Genomic DNA, 22,858 nt, shown 5'->3' with positions numbered 1-22,858 from the left:
AATATGAATGCATTGTACGTCATTTATGCCAAAAAAACAGTGTTTTTTGTAAATTTTTTTCACGCAAACCTTTGCGTTCAGTACCACCTGCCGACAAGCTAAAAAAGAACAGGTAAAATACGACCAATTTTATTTTTTAATAAGAAGGGCATAAAATATGAATGTAGTTGAAATCTTAGGCTATGTAGCGATGGTACTTGTTGCAACGTCTTTTTTACTTAAAGATATGATTAAATTACGTTTAATGAATGCTGTAGGAGCAATTTGTTTCGTGATTTATGGATTTTTAGTCGGCTCTTATCCCGTTGCAGGATTGAATGTTTTTGTCACCTGTGTCAATGCCTACTATATTTGGAAAGGCTTGCAAGAGCGTAAAGCCTAAAAAAATCGCCTAGAAAGTGATTTCTAGGCGATTTTTGTTTCTACAAGCGGTCACTTCCTTCCTATTTTTTGCAAATTTCTGGCAGGAACTGACCGCTTGTTATTAGTAGTCAACAAGGGATTCTTGTTCCGCCCCTTCTTTTTCTACCACTGGCGGTGTCATATGTTCGCGTTTCAAACCGAGTTGTAACGCTACGCCAATGGCAATATAAATCGAGGAGTAAGTCCCAAATCCAATACCAATTAATAAGGCAAGCGAGAAGCTGTGTAGTGTTGGACCACCAAGCCAGTATAGTGCTAATACCACGAATAACGTTGTTACCGAGGTCATTAATGTCCGAGAGAGCGTTTGGCTAAGTGAGATGTTGATCACTTCTACCGCAGTACGACGACGAATTTTAGGGAAGTTTTCGCGTACACGGTCGAAAACCACGATACTGTCGTTCAACGAGTAACCAACTACGGATAAAATCGCCGCAACGAAGGTGAGATCAACCTCAATTTGTAATAATGAAAACACGCCAAGCGTGACGATGACATCGTGGAAAAGCGCTAAGATCCCGCCAACAGCCAAACGCCATTCAAAACGAATGCCCACATAGAGTAATAACATGGCAAGAGTGGCTAGGGTGGCATAAATGGCACCTTGAGTTAATTCTTCACCCACATTTGGACCCACAAATTCAATACTCTTAATCGTAGCATCGGCATCGAGTTTTTGATGGATCAAGCCCATGACTTGGTTACCAAGTTTGGTATCTCCCGCAGAGGCGGGCAAACGAATGATGACATCTTTTTGTGAGCCAAAAGTTTGCACCGTCGCACTGTGATAACCATTCTCGTCCAAAATAGCACGCATTTTGCCAAGATCAGCGGGTTGTGAAAATTGCGTTTCAATAACGGTTCCGCCAGTGAAATCTAATCCCCAATTGAACCCTTTGGTTGCAATAGTGAAAATACACGCTATCGTCAGTAAGATAGAGAATACAAAAGCCGCCATTCTGAATTTCATAAATGGCACCAAACGGTATGGTAGTTTGAATTCTACCTCTTTTTCAATTTGTTGCATTTTGCCTTGTTCCTCTTAAATCCAAAGTTTTTTCACTCGTTTGCCGCCATATACCCAGTTCACGAGCATTCGTGTTCCAGTAATTGCGGTAAACATGGAAATAATGACGCCTAATGCAAGCGTAATAGCAAAGCCTTTGACAGGGCCTGTACCCACGGCATAGAGAATAAAAGACGTGAGAACAGTGGTTAAGTTCGAGTCAAAAATACTGGTAAACGCCCCGTTGTAGCCTTCATGGATGGCTTGTTGGATCGAGCGGCCATTGCGAATTTCTTCTTTAATTCGTTCATAAATCAAGACGTTTGCATCAACAGACATCCCAACAGCAAGTACGATCCCTGCAATCCCTGGCATTGTTAAAGTCGCACCAATAAGCGACATCAGCCCAATAGTTAGTATAAGATTGGTGATTAACGCCATTGTGGCGAAAATACCGAAGACTTTATAGAACACCAAACAGAAAATAACCGTAAGCACTAAACCTAAAATACCCGCTTGCATGCCTTGTTCAACGTTATCTGCACCAAGAGATGCCCCAATGGTACGCTCTTCCACAATGACAATCGGGGCAATTAATGCACCAGAGCGAAGTAATACAGCTAGGTTCTGTGCTTCTGCTGGGCTATTAATGCCAGTAATTTGGAATTGGCTACCTAAGCGAGCCTGAATGGTCGCTACGTTGATGACTTCTTCATGTTTTTCCAAAATCACTTTACCATTCGCATCTTTACGGCCACTATCTTTATATTCGCTATAAAGGGTTGCCATTGGTTTACCTACGGCACTTTTGGTCGCTGCCCCCATTAAATCACCGCCAGCACCATCAAGATTGATGCTAACTTGTGGTAAGCCTTTATCATCAAGACCTGAGCTTGCATTAATAATATGCTCACCGCCTAAAACGGCTTTACGGAATAAGACGGTTGGCTCGCCATTACGAGTGAACTTCACTTCAGAATCAGCAGGAACAATGCCACGAGCGGCTGAATCTGGGTTTGCTGTGGTATTGACTAAACGGAATTCTAAGGTTGCCGTTGCACCGAGAATTTCTTTTGCACGAGCCGTATCCTGAACACCAGGCAGCTCCACCACGATTCTGTCCGCACCTTGACGTTGAATAGTAGGTTCCGAAACGCCCAATTCTTCTACACGCTTACGCAAAATGGATAAGTTTTGCTCAATAGCAGCATCACGAGAGGCTGCCAATGCAGTGGCAGAAGGCGTAAAAGAGACGACGGTTGGATTGATGAAATTCGCTTCTAAATCGGTATGGGTACGGCGAACAAAGCGAACCGCTTTCTCAGCCGTATCTGCATCCGCAAACGCAATGTCAGTTGCAAAATTTTCCCCTTTATTGACCGCTTTATATTGCAATTTTTCACGACGAAGTTCAGTGCGTAGCGTATCTTGCAATTGTTGTTGCTGTTTGGTTAATGCGGTGTTCATATCCACTTCCATTAAGAAGCGAACGCCACCACGCAAATCCAAACCTCGCTTCATCGGTTCACCACCGATTGAAGTGAGCCATTCAGGTGTTGCTGGGGCAAGATTGAGAGCAACGGAGAAATTGTTGCCGAGGGCTTCAGAAATTTTATCTTTTGCTGGCAGTTGTTCTTCATCTTTATTTAAACGCACTAAAATTGAGCCATTTTCAAAGCTCATTGCTTTAGGCGTGATATTGATAGAACTGAGTACAGTTTGTACTTTAGAAAGGGTTTCCGCAGTTGCTTGTTGTCCACGGGTACCAGAAATTTGTACGGAAGGATCTTCACCATAAAGATTTGGCAAGGCGTACAAAACGCCGATGGCGACCGTAAAGATCACCATCAGATTTTTCCAAAGAGGGAAACGGTTTAACACAATAAGTCCCTATATTTGAAAGGAAAGAAAATTACATTGATTTCAATGAGCCTTTTGGTAACACAGCAACCACGAATGCACGTTGAATTGTTACTTCAGTGGTATCGTTTAATGCGATAACGATGTTTTCGTCATCTGGAGATACTTTGGTAATTTTGCCAACTAAGCCGCCATTGGTAAGCACTTCGTTACCTTTTGCAAGGCTTGCCAATAATTCACGTTGTTGTTTTTGGCGTTTTGCTTGTGGACGGTAAATCATAAAATAGAAAATTAAACCGAAAATAACCAAAATAAAGATCATTTCCATTCCGCCGCCTTGTTGCATATAAGCTCCTTATAATAAAAATAAATGTAGATAAGACAATTTCCGTTTTAAGCGGAAAAACAGTCGATAAAATAGCATAAATTCAATGATTAAACGAGAAGAAATTCCATTCAAGCAGAGAGATCGGCTTTGTTGATTTTCTTTTTTCGTTATAGACTGACAGATATTGTTGCCAGCTAGGCGAAATTCAATCATAAAAAGGAAAAAAGATGAAAAAATTTTTATTACAAGCGGTCACTTTAGGCGTGTTTTTTGCAAATGGTGCTTGGGCTCATAATGTGCAGCTAAATCATGCTTTACCTGCTGTGAGCGTTGCAACAGATGGAGAGCTTGTCGTTCAAGGTAAAAGTGTGAGCTATAAAAATTGGTCATCTGCGACATTGGCTGGAAAAGTGTGGGTGCTACAACATATTGCAGGCAGAAGCAGTGTGAAAGAGAAAAATGAGCCGCTGATGAATGCGATCCGCCAAGCCAATTTTGATCGTTCAAAATACCAAACCACGACGATCATCAACGCAGATGATGCGATTATTGCGACAGGATCTTTTGTAAAAAGCTCAGCAGAAGAAGGTAAGTTGAAGAATCCACATACCTTAGTGGTGTTAGACCAAGCCAGTGCGGTAAAAAAGGCGTGGGCGTTGAAAGAAAAAGAGAGTTTTATCGCCGTATTAGATAAAAACGGCAAAGTGCAATTTGTGTCGGAGGGAAAATTATCTGCCGATCAAATTCAGCAAGTAGTTGATTTAACTAAAAAATTGATCGAGCAGTAAGATTTTTGCAGTAAGTTGAAGGCAAGTGGTCACTTCCGAGACAAATTTTGCAAATGGCAAAAAAGGCGACGGAAGTAACCGCTTGTTGCTATCTGGCGATTGGGTTCACCTTCGCTTTCTGTACTTTTTGGTAAGCACCAAGCAATTTTTGGTGAGCGGCGAGACTTTGCAAACTTTCGTCTGCGGCTTGTAAGCCGTGGAATGGGTTGCCACCTTGAATGGCTGACCACGCCAAATCGACCGCATCGATGCCGTACATTCGTTCAAAGACCTTGCGATATTGGGCTGGTTCACGGCGTTCATCTAAGAACAGTTCAAGGGATTGAATTAAGCAGCGGTAGTAGTTATTGCGTTCGGCACTAAACACGCTGGCATTCATATTTGCCGTCCAGTTCGACCAATCTAATGCCTGTTCCAAATTACCCAGAGCTAAGTGCAACATTGATTTCAACTCGCCAATGCGTAAGGTTTGCATTGCTGAGCCTTTTTCTGCCACGATGCCGATAAATTCACGCACACGGGTCATATCATCAATGCTTTGTTCGTCGAATTCATCCAGCAACTCTTGGTAGGTTTCCGCATCGTGATGGAAATGTGGTAAATCAAGCAGAATTTCTCGCCAGTCCATTCCCATATTATTGTTGGCGTAGATCAAATCATCGGAAGGATAAATGTTAGACATTCCTGGAGCAAGAATGCGGCAAGCGTACACACCTAAATGTTCGTAATCCATAATGTACACTTCTTGTTCGTATTTGTTAAAAATCGCCATTAAGTTGGCAAATTCCTGTTCGGTAGTGCCAGAGAAATCCCAATGCACGAAGCTGTAATCGGCATCAGATTTGAAAATATCCCACGAAATCAGACCGCTTGAGTCGATGAAATGGGTTTCTAAGTTGGCGTGATCGGCAACATCGTCATTGTTAAAGGATGGCGGAGCGAAGACATCCAAATCTTTCAAACCACGCCCTTGCAATAATTCAGTTACGGTGCGTTCAAATGCCACTTGGAAATTCGGGTGGGCTCCAAACGACGCAAAACAAGTACCGTTATTGCGGTTGAGTAAAATCACACAAATCACAGGAAATTCACCGCCGAGAGAAGCGTCATAGCAGAAAATCGGGAAGCCTTCTTCTTCCAATTTCTCGATAGAGGCTTTGATGGTTGGATAGCTATCAATGACCCTTTGTGGAATTTCAGGCAGGCTGATCGCTTCGGTGATGATGCGGTTTTTTACAAAACGCTCGAACACTTCCGACAAACCTTGCACTCGGGCTTCATTCTTACTGTTGCCCGCCGACATTCCGTTTGATACAAACAAATTCGCCACAATGCTTTGCGGAATATAAACTGTTTGTTGATCCGACTGGCGAGTGTAAGGCAATGCGACTATACCACGATCGTAGTTACCCGACTGCAAATCGACTAACAAATCAGGCGTGAGATCGCCATTTGGATCGAAATAGTCGAGCAAAAAAGGATCGAGAATGCCTTCAGGCAAGGCTTCTTCATCTTCAATTGGAAACCATTTTTCAGACGGATAATGCACAAATTCGCTCTCCGCTATTTCGCTGCCGAGATAGAAATCCGACCAAAAATAGTTAGTGGAAAGACGCTCAAAATATTCGCCCAACGCCGAAGCAAGTGCTGCTTTTTGCGTTGCTCCTTTGCCGTTGGTGAAACATTGCGGGCAGTCTTTATCACGAATATGCACTGACCACACATTCGGCACAGGGTTGAGCCACGAGGCTTCTTCAATATTAAAACCGAGCTGCTTCAACTTGGTTTGAAAATTCGCAATACTGTCTTCTAACGCAGCATCTTTGCCGATGATAAAGGTTTGTTGAGACATTGGTGTCCTTGTAAATGGTGAGATAAGAAAAGTCGGCTATTCTAACAAAGAAAATGGAAAGATTTGCAAAATTTTAGGCGGAAGTAACCGCTTGTTATGGTTTTTTAAACAGTGTTGTGTAAAATTGAAAGGCAAATTTTTATCAAAAAAACGAGTTATTGAGGAAAAGAGATGAAACTATTTTTATGCTCTCATTTTGCGAAAGTCGGAACCTTGTTAAAAGAAGATGTAGTAGGTAAAAATGTGCTGTTTATTCCAACTGCCTCCATACATGAAAGTTATAAAGGATATGTAGATGAAGCTCGAGCCGTTTGGCACAATCTGAATACCCATCTGATTGAGCTTGAAATTTCAACGGCTTCTCTTGAGGACATTCAGGGGGCCTTTGATAATGCAGACATTCTTTATTTTACGGGAGGAAATACCTTTTTCTTAATTGATCAAATCAGAAAAACAGGTGTGGATAAATTGATTAAACAGCATGTGGAAAGCGGAAAATTATATGTGGGGGAATCGGGCGGTGCCATTATTTGTGCTGACGAACTCTCTTATATCAAGCCAATGGACGAGGTGCCGAGCGATTTTTCCCAAGCAGACTATTTGGGATTAAATTTGATCGATTTTTATGTTGTGCCACATTATTTATGTTTCCCGTTTGAGAAATGCTCGCAGCAAATTGTTGATGAAAATCCTGATTTGGCAATTTGGGTGATCAATAACGAACAAGCGATTTTGGTTGAAGGAGATATAAAAAGGGAGCTTTGCATATCAGAATAGCCGATTTGCAAAATGTTGAGCGGAAGTGACCGCTTGTAGTGGAGAAAAGATGGGCTTTTGCCCATCTTTCGGTTGATTATTTTTCAGTGTATAACCGATTTAAATCGGTTTTAAGTAGCACCAGCCCTGCACCGATCAATAAAATATCTTTAAAAATAAAGCCATTAAAACCGAGTTGAAGCATCATACTCAACGTTACAAAGCCAGTTCCTAATACGGTAATTGCCCCCACGATTCCCCATTTAGGTTGCCAAAATCCAACGAACAATCCTACATACGCAATTCCTTCGACTACACCAAGAAAATAGCTGGCGCCGTGATAACCAAACCAATCGTACAGAAAATTGAGCCACGTTGGCGAAATGAGCGGTTTGAGTAATTGCACTTCAAATTCAAACCATTTTGCCACTCCAAAGGCTAAGAAAACGATAATGACGCTTAGGCGTAATACGGCGATGTCAATTTGTGAGTGTCGGAAAGCGTTGATTAATTTCTGCATACAATATCCTATCAAAATCAAAAAAATCCTTATTAAAGTCGGTAAATTTAGGTTTTTCTTACATTGAAATTGACGTTAGTGATAGAATTTCGCCATTTCTAGCTGAAAAACAATGGAATTGAAAATGGCTCAAGCAGAATTATTAGTCAATGTGACCCCAAGCGAAACCCGTGTCGCTTTGGTGGAAAATGGGATTTTGAAAGAAGTCCATATTGAGCGAGAAGCGAAGCGGGGGATTGTCGGTAATATTTATAAAGGAAAAATTACCCGGGTGTTACCCGGGATGCAGTCGGCATTTGTCGATATTGGCTTGGAAAAAGCTGCATTTTTGCATGCGTCCGATATTGTTTCACATACGGAATGTGTCGATGAAAATGAGAAAAAACAGTTCGTGGTGAAAAATATCAGCGAGCTGGTACGGGAAGGACAGGATATTGTGGTACAAGTGGTGAAAGATCCCCTTGGTACAAAGGGGGCAAGGCTCACTACCGATATTACGTTGCCTTCTCGTTATTTAGTTTTTATGCCTGAAAATAGCCACGTTGGCGTGTCGCAACGGATTGAAAGTGAAGCGGAGCGGGAGCGATTGAAATCCCTTGTTGAGCCTTATTGTGATGAGCTAGGTGGCTTTATTGTGCGAACAGCAGCAGAAGAGGTGAGTGAAGAAAGTTTGCAACAAGATGTGGCATTCTTAAAACGCTTATGGCGAAAAGTATTGGAGCGCAAGGCAAAATATCCTGCAAAATCAATGCTATATGGTGAGCTGGCACTGGCCCAGCGAGTGTTGCGAGATTTTGTCGGTACGCACATTAAATCGATTCAGATCGATTCCAAAATGACGTACGAACAAGTCAAAGAATTTTTGAGTGAATTTATGCCTGAATTGACCGATAACGTCAGCCTGTACAGCGGGACACAACCGTTGTTTGATGTTTATCGAGTTGAAGACGGCATTCAAAAAGCCTTGGATAAACGAGTCGATCTCAAATCGGGCGGTTATTTGATTATCGAACAGACAGAAGCGATGACCACGATCGACATCAATACAGGGGCATTTGTGGGGCATCGCAATCTCGCCCATACCATTTTCAACACCAACATTGAAGCGACCCAAGCGATTGCTCACCAACTGCAACTTCGCAATTTGGGGGGGATTATCATCATCGACTTCATTGATATGCAGGAAGAAGAGCATCGCCAACGCGTGTTAGAATCGCTCGAACAAGCGTTAAAAGGCGACCGAGTGAAAACCAATGTAAACGGTTTCACCCAGCTCGGTTTGGTGGAAATGACCCGCAAACGCACCCGAGAAAGCCTTGAGCGTGTGCTGTGCTGCGACTGTGCATCGTGCAAAGGGCGAGGCACAATCAAAACGGTCGAAACCGTCTGCTACGAAATTTTGCGGGAAATCGTGCGAGTGCATCATCTCTACCGTTCCGAGCGTTATGTGGTGTATGCCTCTCGCTCTGTGGCAGAGTATCTGATTAACGAAGAATCTCACGCCTTACTTGCTGAGCTGGAAGTTTTCCTCGGCAAAAAAGTCGAAATCAAAATCGAACCTTACTATCATCAGGATCAATTTGATGTGGTGGTGATGTAATAAGCGGTCAGATCCTTAAAACGTTTTGCAAATAGAAATTTGCAAAAAAATAGCCTGAAGTGACCGCTTGTAAGTGAAATATACGTCGATTTTTTCGTCTTGATAGCCTAAAAAATCACCACTTTTACAATAAAAGGCTTGCAAAATGTAGGGGGGGGCTTAGAATGCCCCCGTTCTTTTTTGTGAAGAACTTGTAAAACTTTGGAGTAATCCAACCGCTTCTTTTTACTCATTATTTGGAGAAAACTTAAATGAAAAAATGGGCTGTGGCTTTAACGTCAGGTATGGTTATGTTCAGTGCAAACACAATGGCAGCAAATGAAACTGTGCACCTTTACACTTGGACTGAATATGTGCCTGAAGGTTTGTTAGACCAATTTACCAAAGAAACTGGTATTAAAGTTGAAGTTTCTACCCTTGAATCAAATGAAACAATGTATGCAAAATTAAAGATTCAGGGCAAAGATGGTGGATATGATGTTATTGCACCAACAAACTATTTCGTTTCAAAAATGGCTCGTGAAGGAATGTTAATGGAACTTGATCACAACAAATTACCTGTGATTAAAGAACTTAACCCAGATTGGTTGGATAAACCTTACGATAAAGGTAACAAATATTCACTGCCACAATTATTAGGTGCACCAGGTATTGCATTCAATACTAACGATTACCAAGGTAGCAAGTTCAGTTCTTGGGCAGATTTATGGAATCCAGAGTTTAAAGATAAAGTACAACTTTTAGATGATGCTCGAGAAGTGTTCAACATTGCATTGTTAAAATTAGGTAAAAATCCGAACACGACTGATCCAGCAGAAATCAAAGCGGCTTACGAAGAGTTGTTAAAATTACGTCCAAACGTATTAGCGTTCAGCTCAGATAATCCTGCAAATTCATTTATTGCTGGCGAAGTAAGTGTGGGTCAATTATGGAATGGCTCAGTACGCATTGCAAAAAAAGAGCAAGCTCCAGTCGATATGGTATTTCCGAAAGAAGGCCCAGTTTTATGGGTAGATAACCTTGCAATTCCATCGAATGCGAAAAATCCAGAAGCTGCGCACAAATTAATTAACTATTTATTAAGTGCCCCTGTTTCTGAGAAATTAACATTAGAGATTGGTTATCCAACATCGAATGTGAATTCTTTACCGAATCTTCCGAAAGAGATCACAGAAGATCCTGCGATTTACCCAACTTCTGAAGTGCTACAAAAAAGCCACTGGCAAGATGATGTCGGTGATGCAATCGAACTTTACGAAAAATATTATCAAGAGTTAAAAGCGGCAAAATAAGCCTTTAACGAACAACGTTAAAACCCTTGGGCAAGGCTCAAGGGTTTTTTTATACTTAAATCCTACAATCAGGAGAACTTTATGAAAAAATGGGCGGCTCTTTTAGCTGGTATTGTAATGTTTGCCACGGCGAATGTGAAAGCGGACGATAACACCGTCTATCTTTATACTTGGACAGAATATGTGCCAGAAGGCTTACTGGAAGAATTTACCAAACAAACGGGCATTAAAGTGATGGTTTCTAGTATGGAGTCGAACGAAACGATGTATGCCAAACTGAAAACAATGGGTAAAGACAGTAGCTACGATATCGTAGCTCCAACTAGCTACTATGTGTCAAAAATGGCTCGTGAAGGGATGTTAAAAGAGTTAGATCATTCCAAACTTCCTGTTTTGGCAGAGCTTGACCCGCAAATGTTGGATCGCCCGTTCGACAGGGGCAATAAATTCTCCATTCCGCAATTATTTGGCGCAACGGGTTTGGCGTATAATAGTGAAACGCAAAACCCAGCGAATTTGCAATCGTGGGCGGACTTATGGAAACCTGAATTTAAGGACAAAGTACAGATTTTAGACGACCCACGTGAACCGTTTAATATCGCCTTACTCAAAATGGGTCAAGATCCAAACACACAAGATCCTGAAGTGTTGAAAGCCGCTTATCAAGAGTTACTCAAATTGCGTCCAAATGTTTTATCGTTTAACTCAGACAACCCAGCGAGCTCATTTATTTCAGGCGAAACAGAAGTCGGTTTGCTGTGGAATGGTTCGGTGCGAATTGCCAAAAACGAAGGGGCGAAAATTGGGATGATCTATCCAAAAGAAGGTACAACGTTATGGATAGACAACTTAGCGATTCCAGCCACGGCGAAAAACCCAGAAGGGGCGTATAAGTTGATCAACTATATGTTGTCAGCCCCTGTTGCCGCTAAGCTCACAGAAGCAATTGGTTATCCAACTTCAAACAAAGAAGCATTGAAATTGCTACCCAAAGAATTAACGGAAGATCCTGCTGTGTTCTTAACACCTGATGTCATTGAACGTAGCGTATGGCAAGTCGATGTTGGTGATGCTGTTGAGATCTACGAGAAATATTATCAAGAACTCAAAGCTGCAAAATAGTCTCTACAAGCGGTCCGTTACGGGTAATATTTTGCAACTCGAAAACCCTAAGGTACCCTTAGGGTTTTCGCTTTTTACAAAACTTTTTTGTCGGTAGCTGTTCTATATTCGCATTAAAAACTGTGCTAGAATTCAGCGTTAAATTTGAATAAAGTAGAGAAAAAATGAACATTCGTTTAACCATCATTTTGTTGGTGATTGCCGCTATTTTAGGTGGCTGGTATTTCAGTCAACAACATAAAGAGAATCATGATTTAGCGGATTTGATTAAACGTGAAGGTTCGCCAGAGTACGTTGGACAGCAAATTTCGACAATGGTCTATGACCTAAAAGGTAAGCCGCAATATTTTGCAAAAGCACAAGAAATAAAACGTTTTGAAACTACGGAACGAACAGAATTTTTAAAGCCTTTGCTCGATTTATTTGATACCGAAAAGCAATTAAAACAGTGGCAAGTTACTGCAGATATTGCTGAAATTACCAAAGACAAAATGTTGCATTTAAAAGGCAATGTCAGAATCGAAAATGTAGAACCCAACTCTCGTTTAAGTTTCATTGAAACAGAAGAATTGTCGATTAATTTAGCAACTTATGATATTTCAAGTGATAGCGTTGTAAAATCTCAAGGAATGGGATTTACGACAACAGGCACAGGTTTAACGGGCAATTTGAAAAAGCAAGTTGCCACCTTGACGAAAGATGTCAAAACATATCTTGAACCAACCATTATTCAAAAAACCAAGAAACAAGCTGAGCCATCAAGCAATGCTGCACAATAAGGAACATACAATGAAATTTGTGAAAAACGTATTACTGCTCACTGCGTTATGCTCAATGAGTGTATCTGTGTATGCGTTAAAAGGTGATACGGATCAGCCGATTGATATTTCATCAGGTAGCCAATCATTAGATTTGGAAAAAAATATTGTCGTTTTAACTGACAATGTGTTGATTACCCAAGGTTCTATCAAAATCCAAGCGGCTAATGTGACTATCACTCGCCAAGAAGGGAAAAAGGAAAAAATCGAAGCGAGTGGCTCGCCCGTGACTTTTCAACAGACTCTAGATAGTGGAAAGCCAGTAGATGGAAAGGCAAACAGCGTGTCTTACGATCTTAATCAAGAATTTCTCACGCTGACTGGAAAGGCTGAGTTAAAGCAGATAGATAGTTTTGTTAAGGCCGATAAAATTACTTATGACGTTAAAAAACAACAGCTTAAAGCAACAAGTAGCACACAGGGCAGAGTAAAAACTGTCTTAATTCCAACCCAATTACAAGAAAGTAAACCGAAAAAATAGGTATGGTAATGCCAATTCTTTATGCAGAACATTTAGCGAAAAGTTATAAAAATCGTCAAGTAGTCAAAGATGTTAGTCTGAATGTGAAATCAGGCGAAATCGTTGGTTTGCTTGGTCCAAATGGTGCAGGGAAAACCACGACTTTCTATATGGTTGTCGGTTTAGTTCGCCACGATCATGGCAAAATTCGGATCGATGACCACGATATCAGTGTACTACCAATGCACGATCGAGCTAAACAAGGTATTGGTTACTTGCCACAAGAAGCATCAATTTTCCGTCGTTTAAGTGTTTACGATAATCTGATGGCGGTGTTGCAGATTCGTAAAGATTTGAACGAACAGCAACGCAAAGATCGTGCTAATGAATTGATTTCAGAATTTCACATTGAACATATTCGTAATAGCCTTGGGCAGTCCTTATCTGGAGGCGAACGTCGCCGTGTTGAAATTGCACGAGCATTGGCGGCAAACCCGAAATTTATTCTCTTGGATGAACCTTTTGCAGGCGTCGATCCTATTTCGGTGATAGACATTAAAAAGATCATCGTCAATTTAAAAGAACGGGGCTTAGGTGTCTTGATTACCGATCACAATGTGCGAGAAACGTTAGATGTGTGTGAGCGAGCGTATATTGTTGGTAGCGGACAGATGATCGCAAGCGGCTCACCAGAAGACGTACTTGAAAATCCAGATGTAAAACGTGTCTATTTAGGCGATCAATTTAAACTTTAATTAGCAAGCGGTGAGTTCCTTGCAGAAATTTGCAAATTTTTCTTAGGAAGTGGCCGCTTGTTTAGCAACATTATGAAACTCACCGAATTTTTACAGCCTGAAAATATTCATACAGGTGTATTTGCCTCAAGTAAGAAACGTGCCTTAGAGCTAATTGGTAAAATGGTTGCGGATTCACTCAATCAACAGATTGAATGCGAGTCTGAGCAACAAATCTGCTCTGTCGCTTGTTTTAGCCATCTCTTTCAACGAGAAAAGTTAGGCACAACCGCACTTAATAACGGCATCGCCTTACCGCATGCAAAATTGCCCTATCATCCAGATGTCCGAATTGAAAAGCCGATAGCCGTCTTTTTGCAATTAGATAATCCGATTGATTTTGAAGCCGATGATCACAAAGAAGTGGATTTGATTTACGCTATTTTGTTTCCTGAACAAGTGTGCAGTGAGTTAAAAGGCTGTTTGGTGGATTTAGCTGAGCGTTTAAGTGATAAAACATTATTGAAGCATCTCCGATCAGCAGAAAATGCAGAAGATATTTGGCAAATTTTGAGCTATGCTGATCAGCATTCAGAACAGAGTCAGGAGTCATAATGGAATTAGTGATTATTAGTGGACGTTCTGGTGCAGGTAAGTCAGTTGCTTTGCGTGCATTAGAAGATGTGGGCTACTATTGTGTGGATAATATTCCGTTAGCGTTGATTCCCCAGTTAGCGGAATACTTTTCTAAATCAGATCAAGCGACGGTAGTCAGCCTTGATGTGCGAAATTTACCGGATGATCCCACATTATTGGAAAGCGTTTTGAATCAGCTACCTGACTCTATTCAAACAAAACTGATTTTCTTAGATTGCGGACGTAAAACATTGATCCGTCGTTATAGCGATTCTCGCCGCTTACATCCACTCTCAAATCACGATCTTTCTCTGGAAGCGGCTATCGATCTTGAAAGCAAACTTCTTGATCCGCTTATCCAACAAGCCAACTACGTGATTGATACCACCTATCTTTCAGCCCATGAACTTGCGGAAAACTTACGCGAGTTATTGCGTGGGTCCGCAGAAAAAGAGTTGCAAATTGTGGTTGAATCTTTTGGGTTTAAATATGGATTGCCACCAGATGCTGATTATGTGTTTGATGTTCGCTTTTTGCCAAATCCCCATTGGAATCCCGAATTACGTCCAATGACTGGGCTTGAACAGCCCGTGATTGATTTTTTAGAACGGCAAACAGAAGTGCATAATTTCATTTATCAAACTCGCAATTATTTAGATATGTGGTTGCCACTTCTCGAGAAAAATAATCGCAGTTATCTCACTATTGCGATTGGCTGTACGGGTGGTAAACATCGTTCCGTCTTCATTGCGGAACAGCTCGCTCAATATTTTGCAAGCCGTAATAAAAAAGTGAAAGTTCGCCATCGCAGTCTAGAAAAGCACCATAAAAAAGCGTAATGAAAGGATAAATGAATGAAACATGCAGATCTTGTCATTGTGGGTGGTGGTATGGTTGGTTTGGCTTTGGCAGCATTATTAGCGGATGCTAACTGCCAAATTAAAATGCTGGAAAAACATCCGCCCAAGCCACTTGATGATGCCTTTTCTCATCGTGTCAGTGCGATTAATTTTGCCAGCCAGCAGATGCTACAAGCGGTCGGTTCTTGGCAAAAGATTGCAGCTGAACGTCTCTCACCTTACACTCAAATGGCAGTTTGTGAAAAGGACAGTTTTGCTAAAATTCATTTTGATAATCATGATCCACTGATTAAGCAATTGGGATTGGAGCAACTTGGTGTGATTGTTGAAAACGATCGCATTCAAACCGCCCTTTGGGAAACGGTCAGCCAGCAAGCGAATGTGGAATTATTGCAAGATAGCCCTAAAACGTTAGGCGTTAGCGAAACAGGGGCGTTTTTAACCCTTGAATCAGGTGAAATGCTTTCGACTAAATTAGTGGTTGGGGCTGACGGAGCGAATTCTTGGGTAAGAACGCAGAGTCATATGCCACTTATCAGCCAAGATTATCAACATACGGCATTAGTGTGTAATGTCAAAACCGTAGAGCCCCATGAAAAAACCGCTCGTCAGATTTTTTCGCCAGACAGCATATTGGCATTTTTACCAATGGCAGACCAGCATCTCTGTTCAATTGTTTGGTCTTTGCCGCCAGAGCAGGCTCAAGCTCTGCAAACGATGGATGAAACATTATTCAACCAAGCAGTAACGATTGCATTTGATAACCAGCTAGGTTTATGTGAGTTGCAAAGTTCTCGTCAGATCTACCCGCTTGTTGCACGTTACGCACGTGATTTTGTCAAACCGCGTATTGCATTAGTGGGAGATGCAGCACATACTATTCACCCTTTGGCGGGACTTGGTGTCAATTTAGGATTTGCAGATGCCATGACACTGGCGAGTGAGCTAAAACACCATTTAGCACAAGGTCATGATATTGGTGAGCAACGCCATTTACGCTATTTTGAGCGGAAACGTAAGACAGAAGCAATTAAAGTGTTAGCGGCAATGAAAGGGTTAAAAGAACTCTTTCATGGCGATAACCCACTCAAAAAGTTCGTGCGTGGCGTGGGGTTATCACTCACGAATCAAAATGCCCTCGCGAAAAAGTTTTTTATTGAACAGACATTACATTTCTGATTGTTTTTTATTCAGTTGGTGCCTGTTTAGTGAAAGTCGTTGAACGAATAGGAATTTTACCTGTCTATCAGCGAGCAAATTAGCCTGCTTTTTTAAGCAGTTTTTCTTTATATTTGAGGATTCTTAAATGACTAAATTTACTAAAATCAGTGCGGCAGCACTTTTTGCTCTTTTCTTAACCGCTTGCGACAAACCAGCAGATAAAGCCGCCGAGCCAGCAAAACAAGAAACCAAGCAAACAATGGAAGCACCGAAACCTGAAGCGACACCAGCTCCAGCAGCAACGGTAACAGAAACACCAAAAGCAGAAGAGGCGAAAGCAGATATGTCTGCGGATGCACAAGGCGTGGAAGATTTCAAAAAATTACTTGAGTGGAACCAATCTCAAGAAGTGATGCTAGCTCAGGCACAAGCTGAACTTCAACAAAGTGTGGCATCACAAGATAAAGCGAAAGTAGAAGAAGCCTTCAAGGCATTCAAAGGCAAAGTAGATGAAGTCCTAAAAAGCTTAGATTCACTTGAAATCAAAAACCAAGAAGTGAATGCATTTAAAGCAAAAACTAAAGAAAGCTTAATGTTATCAAGCGATTTAATCACAGACTCAGTGAAAGTGATGACCGCTCCAACACCAGAAGCTCAAGCGGCAATTCAAGAAAAAGCTCAAAAATTGATGCTTTTAGGGGCAGAATTACAAAAATCGCAAATCGAATTACAAAATAAATTCGCAAAATAATTTCTGATTAAACGAAATATGAAAGGTTAGCAGTAATGCTAACCTTTTGTTTTATATAGCCAGTTTAGTAATAAACGGGCTGTTTAGATCGGCAATCGGCAAATCACTACCTTGCCAGGATCGCAAGAGTTGTGATTGCATTAAATTGAGCGTATCTAATCCAGGTGTTGTATTCGGGGTATATTGATGAGCAAGGCGGGCGAGTTGCGTCAGTCCAAGGCTTGATTCAATACTTGAGCTAATCACTGCGGTCATTCCTTGCTGATGAATCTGTTCGATCAGCTTGACACATTTTTCGATAGATCCAACTAAGGTTGGTTTGATAACACAAGCGGCCAGATTTGGCTCTTTTTTTACCACAAAATCAGGCTCTCGCACGCTTTCGTCCCACGCAATCGCAATGCCAGTTTCTGCGGCAAATTGGCGTGAAAGATCAGCGGTTTGGCAAGGTTCTTCAATAAATTGAATGCGTTTTCGATTTTCCAGAGAAATTTTACGGGCGAACAGCAACGCTTTTTCGAGCGTCCACATTCGGTTGGCATCAAGGCGTAATTTCAAATCAGGAATAGCGGTTAAGCACATTTCCGCCAGTAAGCCATCACGATTCGCCTCATACAAGCCGACTTTCATTTTGGCGACTTTTTCACCTTCTATTCGGTTTAATTTGGCATAAAGTGCATCAGGATCGCCATAGCAGAGCGGTGCGGTGCGATAATTGCCGTGGTCGCCCAATGTATTCCGCAATTCCGCCAACGCACAGCTAATCCCAAAGGCGACACTCGGTGCAAGCGGTTCGATCTCGGCCTTTTTTTGCAAAAGCCAGTCTGCGATCCAAGTTCGAGTTTGTTGCTCTGCGGTGATCAAGTCTTCTTGGCTAAATTCAGGCAACGGAGCAATCTCTCCCCAGCCGGTATTACCATTCTCTCGCAAGCAAAGTAGAAGCCCTTCTCGGCATTTCAAACGGCGATGGCGCAATACCACGCCCGTTTCAATCGGAATTTGGTAGCGGTAGAGTTCAGCGGTTTTCATGGGCAAATTTATTGAAAAAAGAATATGGCTTCACAGTATAATATCGGACGAGTTCTGAAAGATAGGTTTAATCATGAAAAAATATTTTGTGTTGCTAAGTATCTGCTGTTCTGTGGAAGCCTTGGCAAATCATGCAAGCTGTTTAGCCGCAGCCTATTCTGCCGTGGAAAAGGTTGATGAACAAACGATTCAATTTGCAAACGGTCAGCAGATGAAAATCGGTGAGAAATCGTCTTTACCTTTTAGTCAGCTATTACAGAATGCCACATTGGCCGATCAGCTTTCGCAGCGTTATCCATTAACATTCAGTGTGCCGAAGCAATATCAAGATGCAGGACGAATTCGTAATGAATTGTTTTTTAAGCATTTATATGGATTTAACCAACAGGAGATCAAGAAGAATCTGGTTTCTGTATATTGGGCTCCAAGCAAATCATCAGTGCAATTTAATCGAAACAATGGAGCGAGTGAGCAGTTACAAAAAGTCGGCAATGAAATTGCTCAGTACCCTGATCTAATCAGCTATGTGAATAAATCATTAGGCAGTTTTCATTTTCGAAAAATTGCAGGCACTACTCGGCTTAGTACGCATAGTTTTGGCATTGCAATTGATTTCCAACTTCCAAAGCCGTTACATAAATATTGGCGTTGGGATGGGTGTAAATCAGAAGATCAGCCTTGCCCTTTTCCAAACGTATTGATGGAAGACGAAAAACTGAAACGAATTGTGATGATTTTTGAAAAACACGGCTTCATTTGGGGTGGGAAATGGGCAAGTTATGATTCAGTGCATTTTGAATATCGCCCAGAGCTACTGATTGCAGCATGTCGGTAGAGAGAAAGCCTTAAAGAGACTTTAAGGCTATTTTTCTTTTAACGGTTAACCATTTCTTCTAACTCACTTTGCAATTCGAGCCATTCCATTTCGACTGCTTCAAGCTGTTTTTTCGTGTCTACTTGTTTGGTGAGCGTTTCTGTCAATTTGGCTTTGTTTTCCGCTTCGTAAAGCTCAGGGCTGGCGAGAGCGGTTTCCAGATCAGCTAAGCAAGCGGTCAGTTTTTCCAGATTGTTTTCCAACTGCGTCAGTTTTTTGCGTAGTGGTGCTGCTTGTTGGCGACGTTCGGCTTCAAGGCGTTTTTGCTCTTTGCGAGTCGCGGCGGAATTATCGTGACAAGCGGTCAGTTCCACTGAATTTTTTGCAAATTCCGCTTTTTTGCTACTTTCAAGCAAGGCATTTTGTTCGTTCAGCCATTTTTGGTAGTCGTCTAAATCGCCTTTAAATTCATCCACTTTGCCATCGTGAACCAGATAAAATTCATTCACGGTGCTGCGTAGCAAATGGCGGTCGTGGGAAACAATCACCAGCGAGCCTTCATATTGGGTGAGGGCTTCGGTCAGGGCTTGACGCATCTCCAAATCCAAGTGGTTAGTTGGTTCGTCAAGCAGCAGTAAATTCGGGCGTTGCCATACAATTAACGCCAGTACCAAACGGGCTTTTTCACCGCCTGAAAATGATTTTACCGCTTGTTTGACTTTATCGCCGTGGAAATCAAAGCCGCCGAGATAGTTTCGCAGCTCTTGTTCCGTTTGTTGGGGTGCAAGGCGAGCGAGATGCCACAAGGCACTTTCCTCGGCTCGCAACGTATCGAGCTGATGTTGGGCGAAGTAGCCAAGCTGCACGCCCTTGGCAAGTTGTGTCTGCCCGGATTGTGCATCAATTTCCCCTGCGAGCAGTTTGATCAAGGTTGATTTCCCAGCTCCATTGCGACCGAGCAAACCGATGCGAGAACCGGGGACTAAATTGAGCTTGACTGAGTGCAATACCGTGCGTCCATCATAGCCCGCACTGACTTTTTCCATTGATAGCAGTGGGCTTGGTAGCGAAAGTGGTTCACGGAAACTGAACGAGAATGGACTGTCGGCGTAAGCGGGGGCAATCAGTTCCATTTTTTCCAAGGCTTTCACACGGCTTTGTGCTTGTTTTGCCTTACTCGCTTTCGCTTTAAAGCGATCGATAAAACGCTGTAAATGAGTAATTTTTTGCTGCTGTTGCTGATAAGCAGATTGCTGTTGAGCCAGTTTGGTTGCTCGTTGAATTTCAAAAGATGAATAATTGCCCGTGTAATCGTTCAATTTATACTGTTCGATATGCAGCACGCGATCGATAATTGGATCGAGAAAGTCACGGTCGTGGGAAATCAGCAACAGCGTGCCACGATAATTTGTCAGCCAACGTTCAAGCCAAATCACCGCATCTAAATCCAAGTGGTTGGTGGGTTCGTCTAACAGTAATAAATCTGAACGACAAATCAACGCTTGAGCGAGGTTTAGCCGCATTCGCCAACCGCCCGAAAAAGATTTCACTGGCAGTGATAGCTGTTCTGTGGCAAACCCTAAGCCGTTGAGTAAGGTGGCAGCACGGGCGTGGATTGTCCAGGCATCAATGGTGTCGAGCTGAGCGTGCAGGATCGCGATCAAATTGCCGTCATTGTTGGCATTGGCTTCAGCAAGTTGAGCATTTAAGGCGGTGTATTCTCGATCGCCTTGAATGACATAATCAATCGCCGAAATATCTAGTGCGGGTGTTTCTTGATTCACCCATGCCAACGCCCAGTTGTGCGGATATTTCGCTTCGCCACCTTCCGCACTCATCTCTTTTTTAAGTAGGGATAGTAATGAGGACTTGCCACAGCCATTTTTGCCGACCAGCCCCACTTTTTGCCCCGTATGAATAGTGGCATTCGCATTTTCGAGCAAAACCGTTTGCCCACGTTTTAAAGTTAAATCAGTAAAGAAAATCATTGAAAATTGACGTTTGTTTATAAGGTTAAATTAAGGCACAATAACCGCATTTGACAAAGACAAGGAAAATCTATGTTTGACTCATTAGTGGTACAGTTTGTGGTACTTTGGGCGGTCATCGACCCGATTGGTTCCATTCCTGTCTATTTGGCCAAAACGATCGGACTTTCGCCAGATGATCGCCGTAAAATCGCCCGTAATGCGGTTGTGATTGCGGCGGGGATTTTACTCTTTTTCTTAGTAATGGGACAATGGTTACTTGAGGCGATGCAAATTCCGCTCTCAGCCTTCCAGATCGCGGGCGGATTGGTGCTGTTGCTGTTTGCGTTGTCGATGATTTTTGGCGAAAGTAAGCCCGACCAAGAAATTAAAATGAAAAGCAATTTGAGCGAATTGGCGGTGTATCCCCTTGCGGTGCCATCTATCGCTTCCCCTGGGGCGATGATGGCGGTAGTGCTTTTGACCGACAACCACCGCTATAATTTAGGTGAACAGTTCGTCACCGCAGGGATTATGTTGGCCATTTTGTTGATTGCCTACCTGCTATTTCTCATCGCAAACCGTATTCAACACTTAATTGGCAATGCGGGAGCGGCGATTATCAGTCGGGTAATGGGCTTGATTTTGTGTGCTGTGGCGATCAACAACATCTTGCTCGGCTTGCGAGATTTTGTGCAGCAGATGTCAGCTGTCGCATCATAACCTATAGGTGGGGAGATATTCCCCACGACAAGCGGTCAGATTTCAGAAAAATATTGCAAATGTGAATCGGCGGACAGATAAGTCCGAACCGACTAGAACGAGAATTCATTATGTCCCTACTTTCTTTATCCCAAGCCCTTGAGCAGATGCTCAAGGCATTGCCGAAGCCGACGGAAACTGAAACGTTACCGTTGAGCCAAGTAGCAAATCGTGTGTTGGCGGAGGCGGTTTATTCGCCGATCAATGTGCCCAGTTTTGATAATTCTGCGATGGACGGCTATGCGGTCAATTTGCAACATTTCAGCGAAAACCAACCGCTTGTGGTAGCGGGCAAAGCCTTTGCAGGGCTGCCATTTACCCAGCCGATCTCTTCAGGGCAATGTGTGCGGATTATGACTGGAGCAAAAATCCCCGAGGGCTGTGATGCGGTGATTATGCAAGAAGACAGCGTGCAAAACGCCGATGGCTCAGTCAGTTTCACTCGTACACCAAAGCCGAACGAAAACATTCGACGAGCAGGCGAAGATGTGCAACAAGGGGCGTTAGTATTGGCGGAAGGCACGCCATTGAGTGTGGTAACTCTGCCACTATTGGCATCGCTGGGAATTACCGGTGTGACCGTTTTCCGCCGCTTGAAAGTGGCGATTTTATCAACGGGCGATGAATTAGTCAGCGTAGGTGAGCCGTTGCAAGACGGGCAAATTTACGACACCAATCGCTTTACCGTCCGTTTATTGTTGGAAAAATTGCATTGTGAGGTGATCGATTACGGCATTTTGCCCGACGATCCTGCTTTATTTGAACAAACCTTCACCGAAGCTCAAAACCAAGCAGATGTGCTGATTACCAGTGGTGGTGTGTCGGTCGGTGAAGCGGATTTTACCAAAACGGTGCTGGAAAAACTCGGTAAAATCGGCTTCTGGAAAATCGCAATGAAGCCAGGCAAACCGTTCGCATTTGGCAAATTGCAAAATGCTTACTTCTTCGGTTTGCCAGGCAATCCCGTTTCTGCCTTGGTTACCTTTTATCAGTTAGTGCAACCTGCGTTAATGAAACTCTCAGGCTTGAATGCCGATAGAATTGCAAATTTCTCGCCAAATCTGACCGCTTGTAGTGCCGAAAACTTGAAAAAAGCCGTCGGCCGCCAAGATTTCCAACGGGGATTTTATTACGCTAACGAAAACGGTGAATTAGAAGTCCGAACCGTTGGCAACCAAAGCTCACATATTTTCAGTGCATTCCATGACAGCAACTGTTTTATCGTACTGGAACAGATGCGTGGCAATGTTGAAAAAGGCGAAAAAGTGATTATTCAGCCGTTTAACAATTTATTAAAATAAAATCCGATGAAAAATAGT

General features: G+C 42.5%; 23 protein-coding genes. 16 read left to right on the top strand and 7 right to left on the bottom strand.

Annotated elements, in window-relative coordinates; translation table 11 throughout:
- Positions 1-157 precede the first annotated feature (157 nt).
- Positions 158-382, top strand: coding sequence for a YgjV family protein (locus tag A4G17_RS09445; protein WP_123955837.1), 225 nt, complete (start codon positions 158-160; stop codon positions 380-382).
- Between the two features lie 102 nt (positions 383-484).
- Here the strand turns inward: A4G17_RS09445 and secF are convergent, their stop codons facing one another.
- The 3 genes from secF to yajC are packed head-to-tail and all read right to left on the bottom strand — an operon-like array spanning position 485 to position 3,635.
- Positions 485-1,450, bottom strand: a complete 966-nt coding sequence (gene secF / locus A4G17_RS09440) for a protein translocase subunit SecF (protein ID WP_123955838.1) — start codon at positions 1,448-1,450, stop codon at positions 485-487.
- Positions 1,451-1,465: 15 nt separating this feature from the next.
- Positions 1,466-3,310, bottom strand: coding sequence for a protein translocase subunit SecD (gene secD, locus A4G17_RS09435; protein ID WP_123955839.1), 1,845 nt, complete (start codon positions 3,308-3,310; stop codon positions 1,466-1,468).
- Positions 3,311-3,341: 31 nt separating this feature from the next.
- Entirely contained in the window at positions 3,342-3,635 is a 294-nt protein-coding gene (gene yajC / locus A4G17_RS09430) for a preprotein translocase subunit YajC (RefSeq protein WP_123955840.1), read from the bottom strand.
- 209 nt (positions 3,636-3,844) lie between these two features.
- On the opposite strand from yajC, the gene A4G17_RS09425 reads away from it, so the two are divergent.
- On the top strand, positions 3,845-4,405 hold the full coding sequence (locus tag A4G17_RS09425) for a YtfJ family protein (RefSeq protein ID WP_123955841.1): 561 nt from the start codon (positions 3,845-3,847) through the stop codon (positions 4,403-4,405).
- Positions 4,406-4,493: 88 nt separating this feature from the next.
- Here the strand turns inward: A4G17_RS09425 and ycaO are convergent, their stop codons facing one another.
- Entirely contained in the window at positions 4,494-6,257 is a 1,764-nt protein-coding gene (gene ycaO / locus A4G17_RS09420; protein WP_123955842.1) for a 30S ribosomal protein S12 methylthiotransferase accessory factor YcaO, read from the bottom strand.
- Between the two features lie 171 nt (positions 6,258-6,428).
- Here ycaO and A4G17_RS09415 point away from each other — a divergent pair, with 171 nt between their 5' ends.
- On the top strand, positions 6,429-7,034 hold the full coding sequence (locus A4G17_RS09415; RefSeq protein WP_123955843.1) for a Type 1 glutamine amidotransferase-like domain-containing protein: 606 nt from the start codon (positions 6,429-6,431) through the stop codon (positions 7,032-7,034).
- 76 nt (positions 7,035-7,110) lie between these two features.
- Here A4G17_RS09415 and A4G17_RS09410 read toward each other — a convergent pair whose 3' ends face one another.
- On the bottom strand, positions 7,111-7,533 hold the full coding sequence (locus tag A4G17_RS09410) for a DUF417 family protein (RefSeq protein WP_123955844.1): 423 nt from the start codon (positions 7,531-7,533) through the stop codon (positions 7,111-7,113).
- A gap of 124 nt (positions 7,534-7,657) precedes the next feature.
- Here A4G17_RS09410 and rng point away from each other — a divergent pair, with 124 nt between their 5' ends.
- The 10 genes from rng to A4G17_RS09360 all read left to right on the top strand — a co-directional run bounded on the left by rng (position 7,658) and on the right by A4G17_RS09360 (position 16,967).
- Positions 7,658-9,133 carry a ribonuclease G gene (gene rng / locus A4G17_RS09405; protein WP_123955845.1) on the top strand — a complete coding sequence of 492 codons (1,476 nt, stop codon included), beginning with the start codon at positions 7,658-7,660 and terminating at the stop codon, positions 9,131-9,133.
- A gap of 284 nt (positions 9,134-9,417) precedes the next feature.
- Positions 9,418-10,425 (top strand): extracellular solute-binding protein, encoded by a 1,008-nt coding sequence (locus A4G17_RS09400; protein ID WP_418886409.1) that lies wholly within the window; start codon positions 9,418-9,420, stop codon positions 10,423-10,425.
- A gap of 81 nt (positions 10,426-10,506) precedes the next feature.
- The gene (locus A4G17_RS09395) at positions 10,507-11,547 is read left to right on the top strand and encodes an extracellular solute-binding protein (protein ID WP_123955847.1); all 1,041 of its coding nucleotides are present in this window, start codon (positions 10,507-10,509) and stop codon (positions 11,545-11,547) included.
- A gap of 164 nt (positions 11,548-11,711) precedes the next feature.
- Positions 11,712-12,326, top strand: a complete 615-nt coding sequence (gene lptC / locus A4G17_RS09390; RefSeq protein WP_123955848.1) for an LPS export ABC transporter periplasmic protein LptC — start codon at positions 11,712-11,714, stop codon at positions 12,324-12,326.
- A 10-nt stretch (positions 12,327-12,336) separates the two neighbouring features.
- Positions 12,337-12,846, top strand: a complete 510-nt coding sequence (lptA, locus tag A4G17_RS09385; protein ID WP_123955849.1) for a lipopolysaccharide transport periplasmic protein LptA — start codon at positions 12,337-12,339, stop codon at positions 12,844-12,846.
- An 8-nt stretch (positions 12,847-12,854) separates the two neighbouring features.
- On the top strand, positions 12,855-13,580 hold the full coding sequence (gene lptB, locus A4G17_RS09380; RefSeq protein ID WP_123955850.1) for an LPS export ABC transporter ATP-binding protein: 726 nt from the start codon (positions 12,855-12,857) through the stop codon (positions 13,578-13,580).
- Positions 13,581-13,652: 72 nt separating this feature from the next.
- Positions 13,653-14,174 carry a PTS sugar transporter subunit IIA gene (locus A4G17_RS09375; protein ID WP_123955851.1) on the top strand — a complete coding sequence of 174 codons (522 nt, stop codon included), beginning with the start codon at positions 13,653-13,655 and terminating at the stop codon, positions 14,172-14,174.
- Positions 14,174-15,034, top strand: coding sequence for an RNase adapter RapZ (rapZ, locus tag A4G17_RS09370; protein ID WP_123955852.1), 861 nt, complete (start codon positions 14,174-14,176; stop codon positions 15,032-15,034). The genes A4G17_RS09375 and rapZ overlap by 1 nt, the downstream gene beginning before the upstream one ends.
- 15 nt (positions 15,035-15,049) lie before the next feature.
- Positions 15,050-16,234, top strand: a complete 1,185-nt coding sequence (locus tag A4G17_RS09365; protein ID WP_123955853.1) for an FAD-dependent monooxygenase — start codon at positions 15,050-15,052, stop codon at positions 16,232-16,234.
- 127 nt (positions 16,235-16,361) lie between these two features.
- Entirely contained in the window at positions 16,362-16,967 is a 606-nt protein-coding gene (locus A4G17_RS09360; protein ID WP_123955854.1) for a lipoprotein HlpB, read from the top strand.
- Between the two features lie 51 nt (positions 16,968-17,018).
- On the opposite strand, the gene menC is transcribed toward A4G17_RS09360, so the two are convergent.
- Entirely contained in the window at positions 17,019-17,996 is a 978-nt protein-coding gene (gene menC, locus A4G17_RS09355; protein WP_123955855.1) for an o-succinylbenzoate synthase, read from the bottom strand.
- Positions 17,997-18,069: 73 nt separating this feature from the next.
- On the opposite strand from menC, the gene A4G17_RS09350 reads away from it, so the two are divergent.
- A complete protein-coding gene (locus A4G17_RS09350; RefSeq protein ID WP_123955856.1) occupies positions 18,070-18,831 on the top strand; it encodes a M15 family metallopeptidase in 762 nt (253 codons plus the stop codon).
- A 38-nt stretch (positions 18,832-18,869) separates the two neighbouring features.
- On the opposite strand, the gene A4G17_RS09345 is transcribed toward A4G17_RS09350, so the two are convergent.
- Positions 18,870-20,798 carry an ABC transporter ATP-binding protein gene (locus A4G17_RS09345; protein WP_123955857.1) on the bottom strand — a complete coding sequence of 643 codons (1,929 nt, stop codon included), beginning with the start codon at positions 20,796-20,798 and terminating at the stop codon, positions 18,870-18,872.
- Positions 20,799-20,870: 72 nt separating this feature from the next.
- On the opposite strand from A4G17_RS09345, the gene A4G17_RS09340 reads away from it, so the two are divergent.
- Both A4G17_RS09340 and moeA read left to right on the top strand, forming a co-directional pair.
- The gene (locus tag A4G17_RS09340; RefSeq protein WP_123955858.1) at positions 20,871-21,500 is read left to right on the top strand and encodes a MarC family protein; all 630 of its coding nucleotides are present in this window, start codon (positions 20,871-20,873) and stop codon (positions 21,498-21,500) included.
- A 110-nt stretch (positions 21,501-21,610) separates the two neighbouring features.
- Entirely contained in the window at positions 21,611-22,840 is a 1,230-nt protein-coding gene (gene moeA, locus A4G17_RS09335; protein ID WP_123955859.1) for a molybdopterin molybdotransferase MoeA, read from the top strand.
- Positions 22,841-22,858 lie beyond the last annotated feature (18 nt).

Origin of the sequence: Frederiksenia canicola (assembly GCF_011455495.1) — a bacterium.
GTDB classification, from domain to species: domain Bacteria; phylum Pseudomonadota; class Gammaproteobacteria; order Enterobacterales; family Pasteurellaceae; genus Frederiksenia; species Frederiksenia canicola.
The sequence above is the reverse complement of the archived record's forward strand: the minus strand, read 5'-3'. Positions and strand labels throughout refer to the sequence as shown.

Excerpts from the sequence above, each read along its gene's own strand:
- A4G17_RS09445 (WP_123955837.1), top strand. The coding sequence starts at position 158 with ATGAATGTAGTTGAAATCTTAGGCTATGTAGCGATGGTACTTGTTGCA.
- secF (WP_123955838.1), bottom strand. The coding sequence starts at position 1,450 with ATGCAACAAATTGAAAAAGAGGTAGAATTCAAACTACCATACCGTTTG.
- yajC (WP_123955840.1), bottom strand. The coding sequence starts at position 3,635 with ATGCAACAAGGCGGCGGAATGGAAATGATCTTTATTTTGGTTATTTTC.
- A4G17_RS09425 (WP_123955841.1), top strand. The coding sequence starts at position 3,845 with ATGAAAAAATTTTTATTACAAGCGGTCACTTTAGGCGTGTTTTTTGCA.
- ycaO (WP_123955842.1), bottom strand. The coding sequence starts at position 6,257 with ATGTCTCAACAAACCTTTATCATCGGCAAAGATGCTGCGTTAGAAGAC.
- A4G17_RS09415 (WP_123955843.1), top strand. The coding sequence starts at position 6,429 with ATGAAACTATTTTTATGCTCTCATTTTGCGAAAGTCGGAACCTTGTTA.
- A4G17_RS09410 (WP_123955844.1), bottom strand. The coding sequence starts at position 7,533 with ATGCAGAAATTAATCAACGCTTTCCGACACTCACAAATTGACATCGCC.
- rng (WP_123955845.1), top strand. The coding sequence starts at position 7,658 with ATGGCTCAAGCAGAATTATTAGTCAATGTGACCCCAAGCGAAACCCGT.
- A4G17_RS09400 (WP_418886409.1), top strand. The coding sequence starts at position 9,418 with ATGGTTATGTTCAGTGCAAACACAATGGCAGCAAATGAAACTGTGCAC.
- A4G17_RS09395 (WP_123955847.1), top strand. The coding sequence starts at position 10,507 with ATGAAAAAATGGGCGGCTCTTTTAGCTGGTATTGTAATGTTTGCCACG.
- lptC (WP_123955848.1), top strand. The coding sequence starts at position 11,712 with ATGAACATTCGTTTAACCATCATTTTGTTGGTGATTGCCGCTATTTTA.
- lptA (WP_123955849.1), top strand. The coding sequence starts at position 12,337 with ATGAAATTTGTGAAAAACGTATTACTGCTCACTGCGTTATGCTCAATG.
- lptB (WP_123955850.1), top strand. The coding sequence starts at position 12,855 with ATGCCAATTCTTTATGCAGAACATTTAGCGAAAAGTTATAAAAATCGT.
- A4G17_RS09375 (WP_123955851.1), top strand. The coding sequence starts at position 13,653 with ATGAAACTCACCGAATTTTTACAGCCTGAAAATATTCATACAGGTGTA.
- rapZ (WP_123955852.1), top strand. The coding sequence starts at position 14,174 with ATGGAATTAGTGATTATTAGTGGACGTTCTGGTGCAGGTAAGTCAGTT.
- A4G17_RS09365 (WP_123955853.1), top strand. The coding sequence starts at position 15,050 with ATGAAACATGCAGATCTTGTCATTGTGGGTGGTGGTATGGTTGGTTTG.
- A4G17_RS09360 (WP_123955854.1), top strand. The coding sequence starts at position 16,362 with ATGACTAAATTTACTAAAATCAGTGCGGCAGCACTTTTTGCTCTTTTC.
- menC (WP_123955855.1), bottom strand. The coding sequence starts at position 17,996 with ATGAAAACCGCTGAACTCTACCGCTACCAAATTCCGATTGAAACGGGC.
- A4G17_RS09350 (WP_123955856.1), top strand. The coding sequence starts at position 18,070 with ATGAAAAAATATTTTGTGTTGCTAAGTATCTGCTGTTCTGTGGAAGCC.
- A4G17_RS09345 (WP_123955857.1), bottom strand. The coding sequence starts at position 20,798 with ATGATTTTCTTTACTGATTTAACTTTAAAACGTGGGCAAACGGTTTTG.
- A4G17_RS09340 (WP_123955858.1), top strand. The coding sequence starts at position 20,871 with ATGTTTGACTCATTAGTGGTACAGTTTGTGGTACTTTGGGCGGTCATC.
- moeA (WP_123955859.1), top strand. The coding sequence starts at position 21,611 with ATGTCCCTACTTTCTTTATCCCAAGCCCTTGAGCAGATGCTCAAGGCA.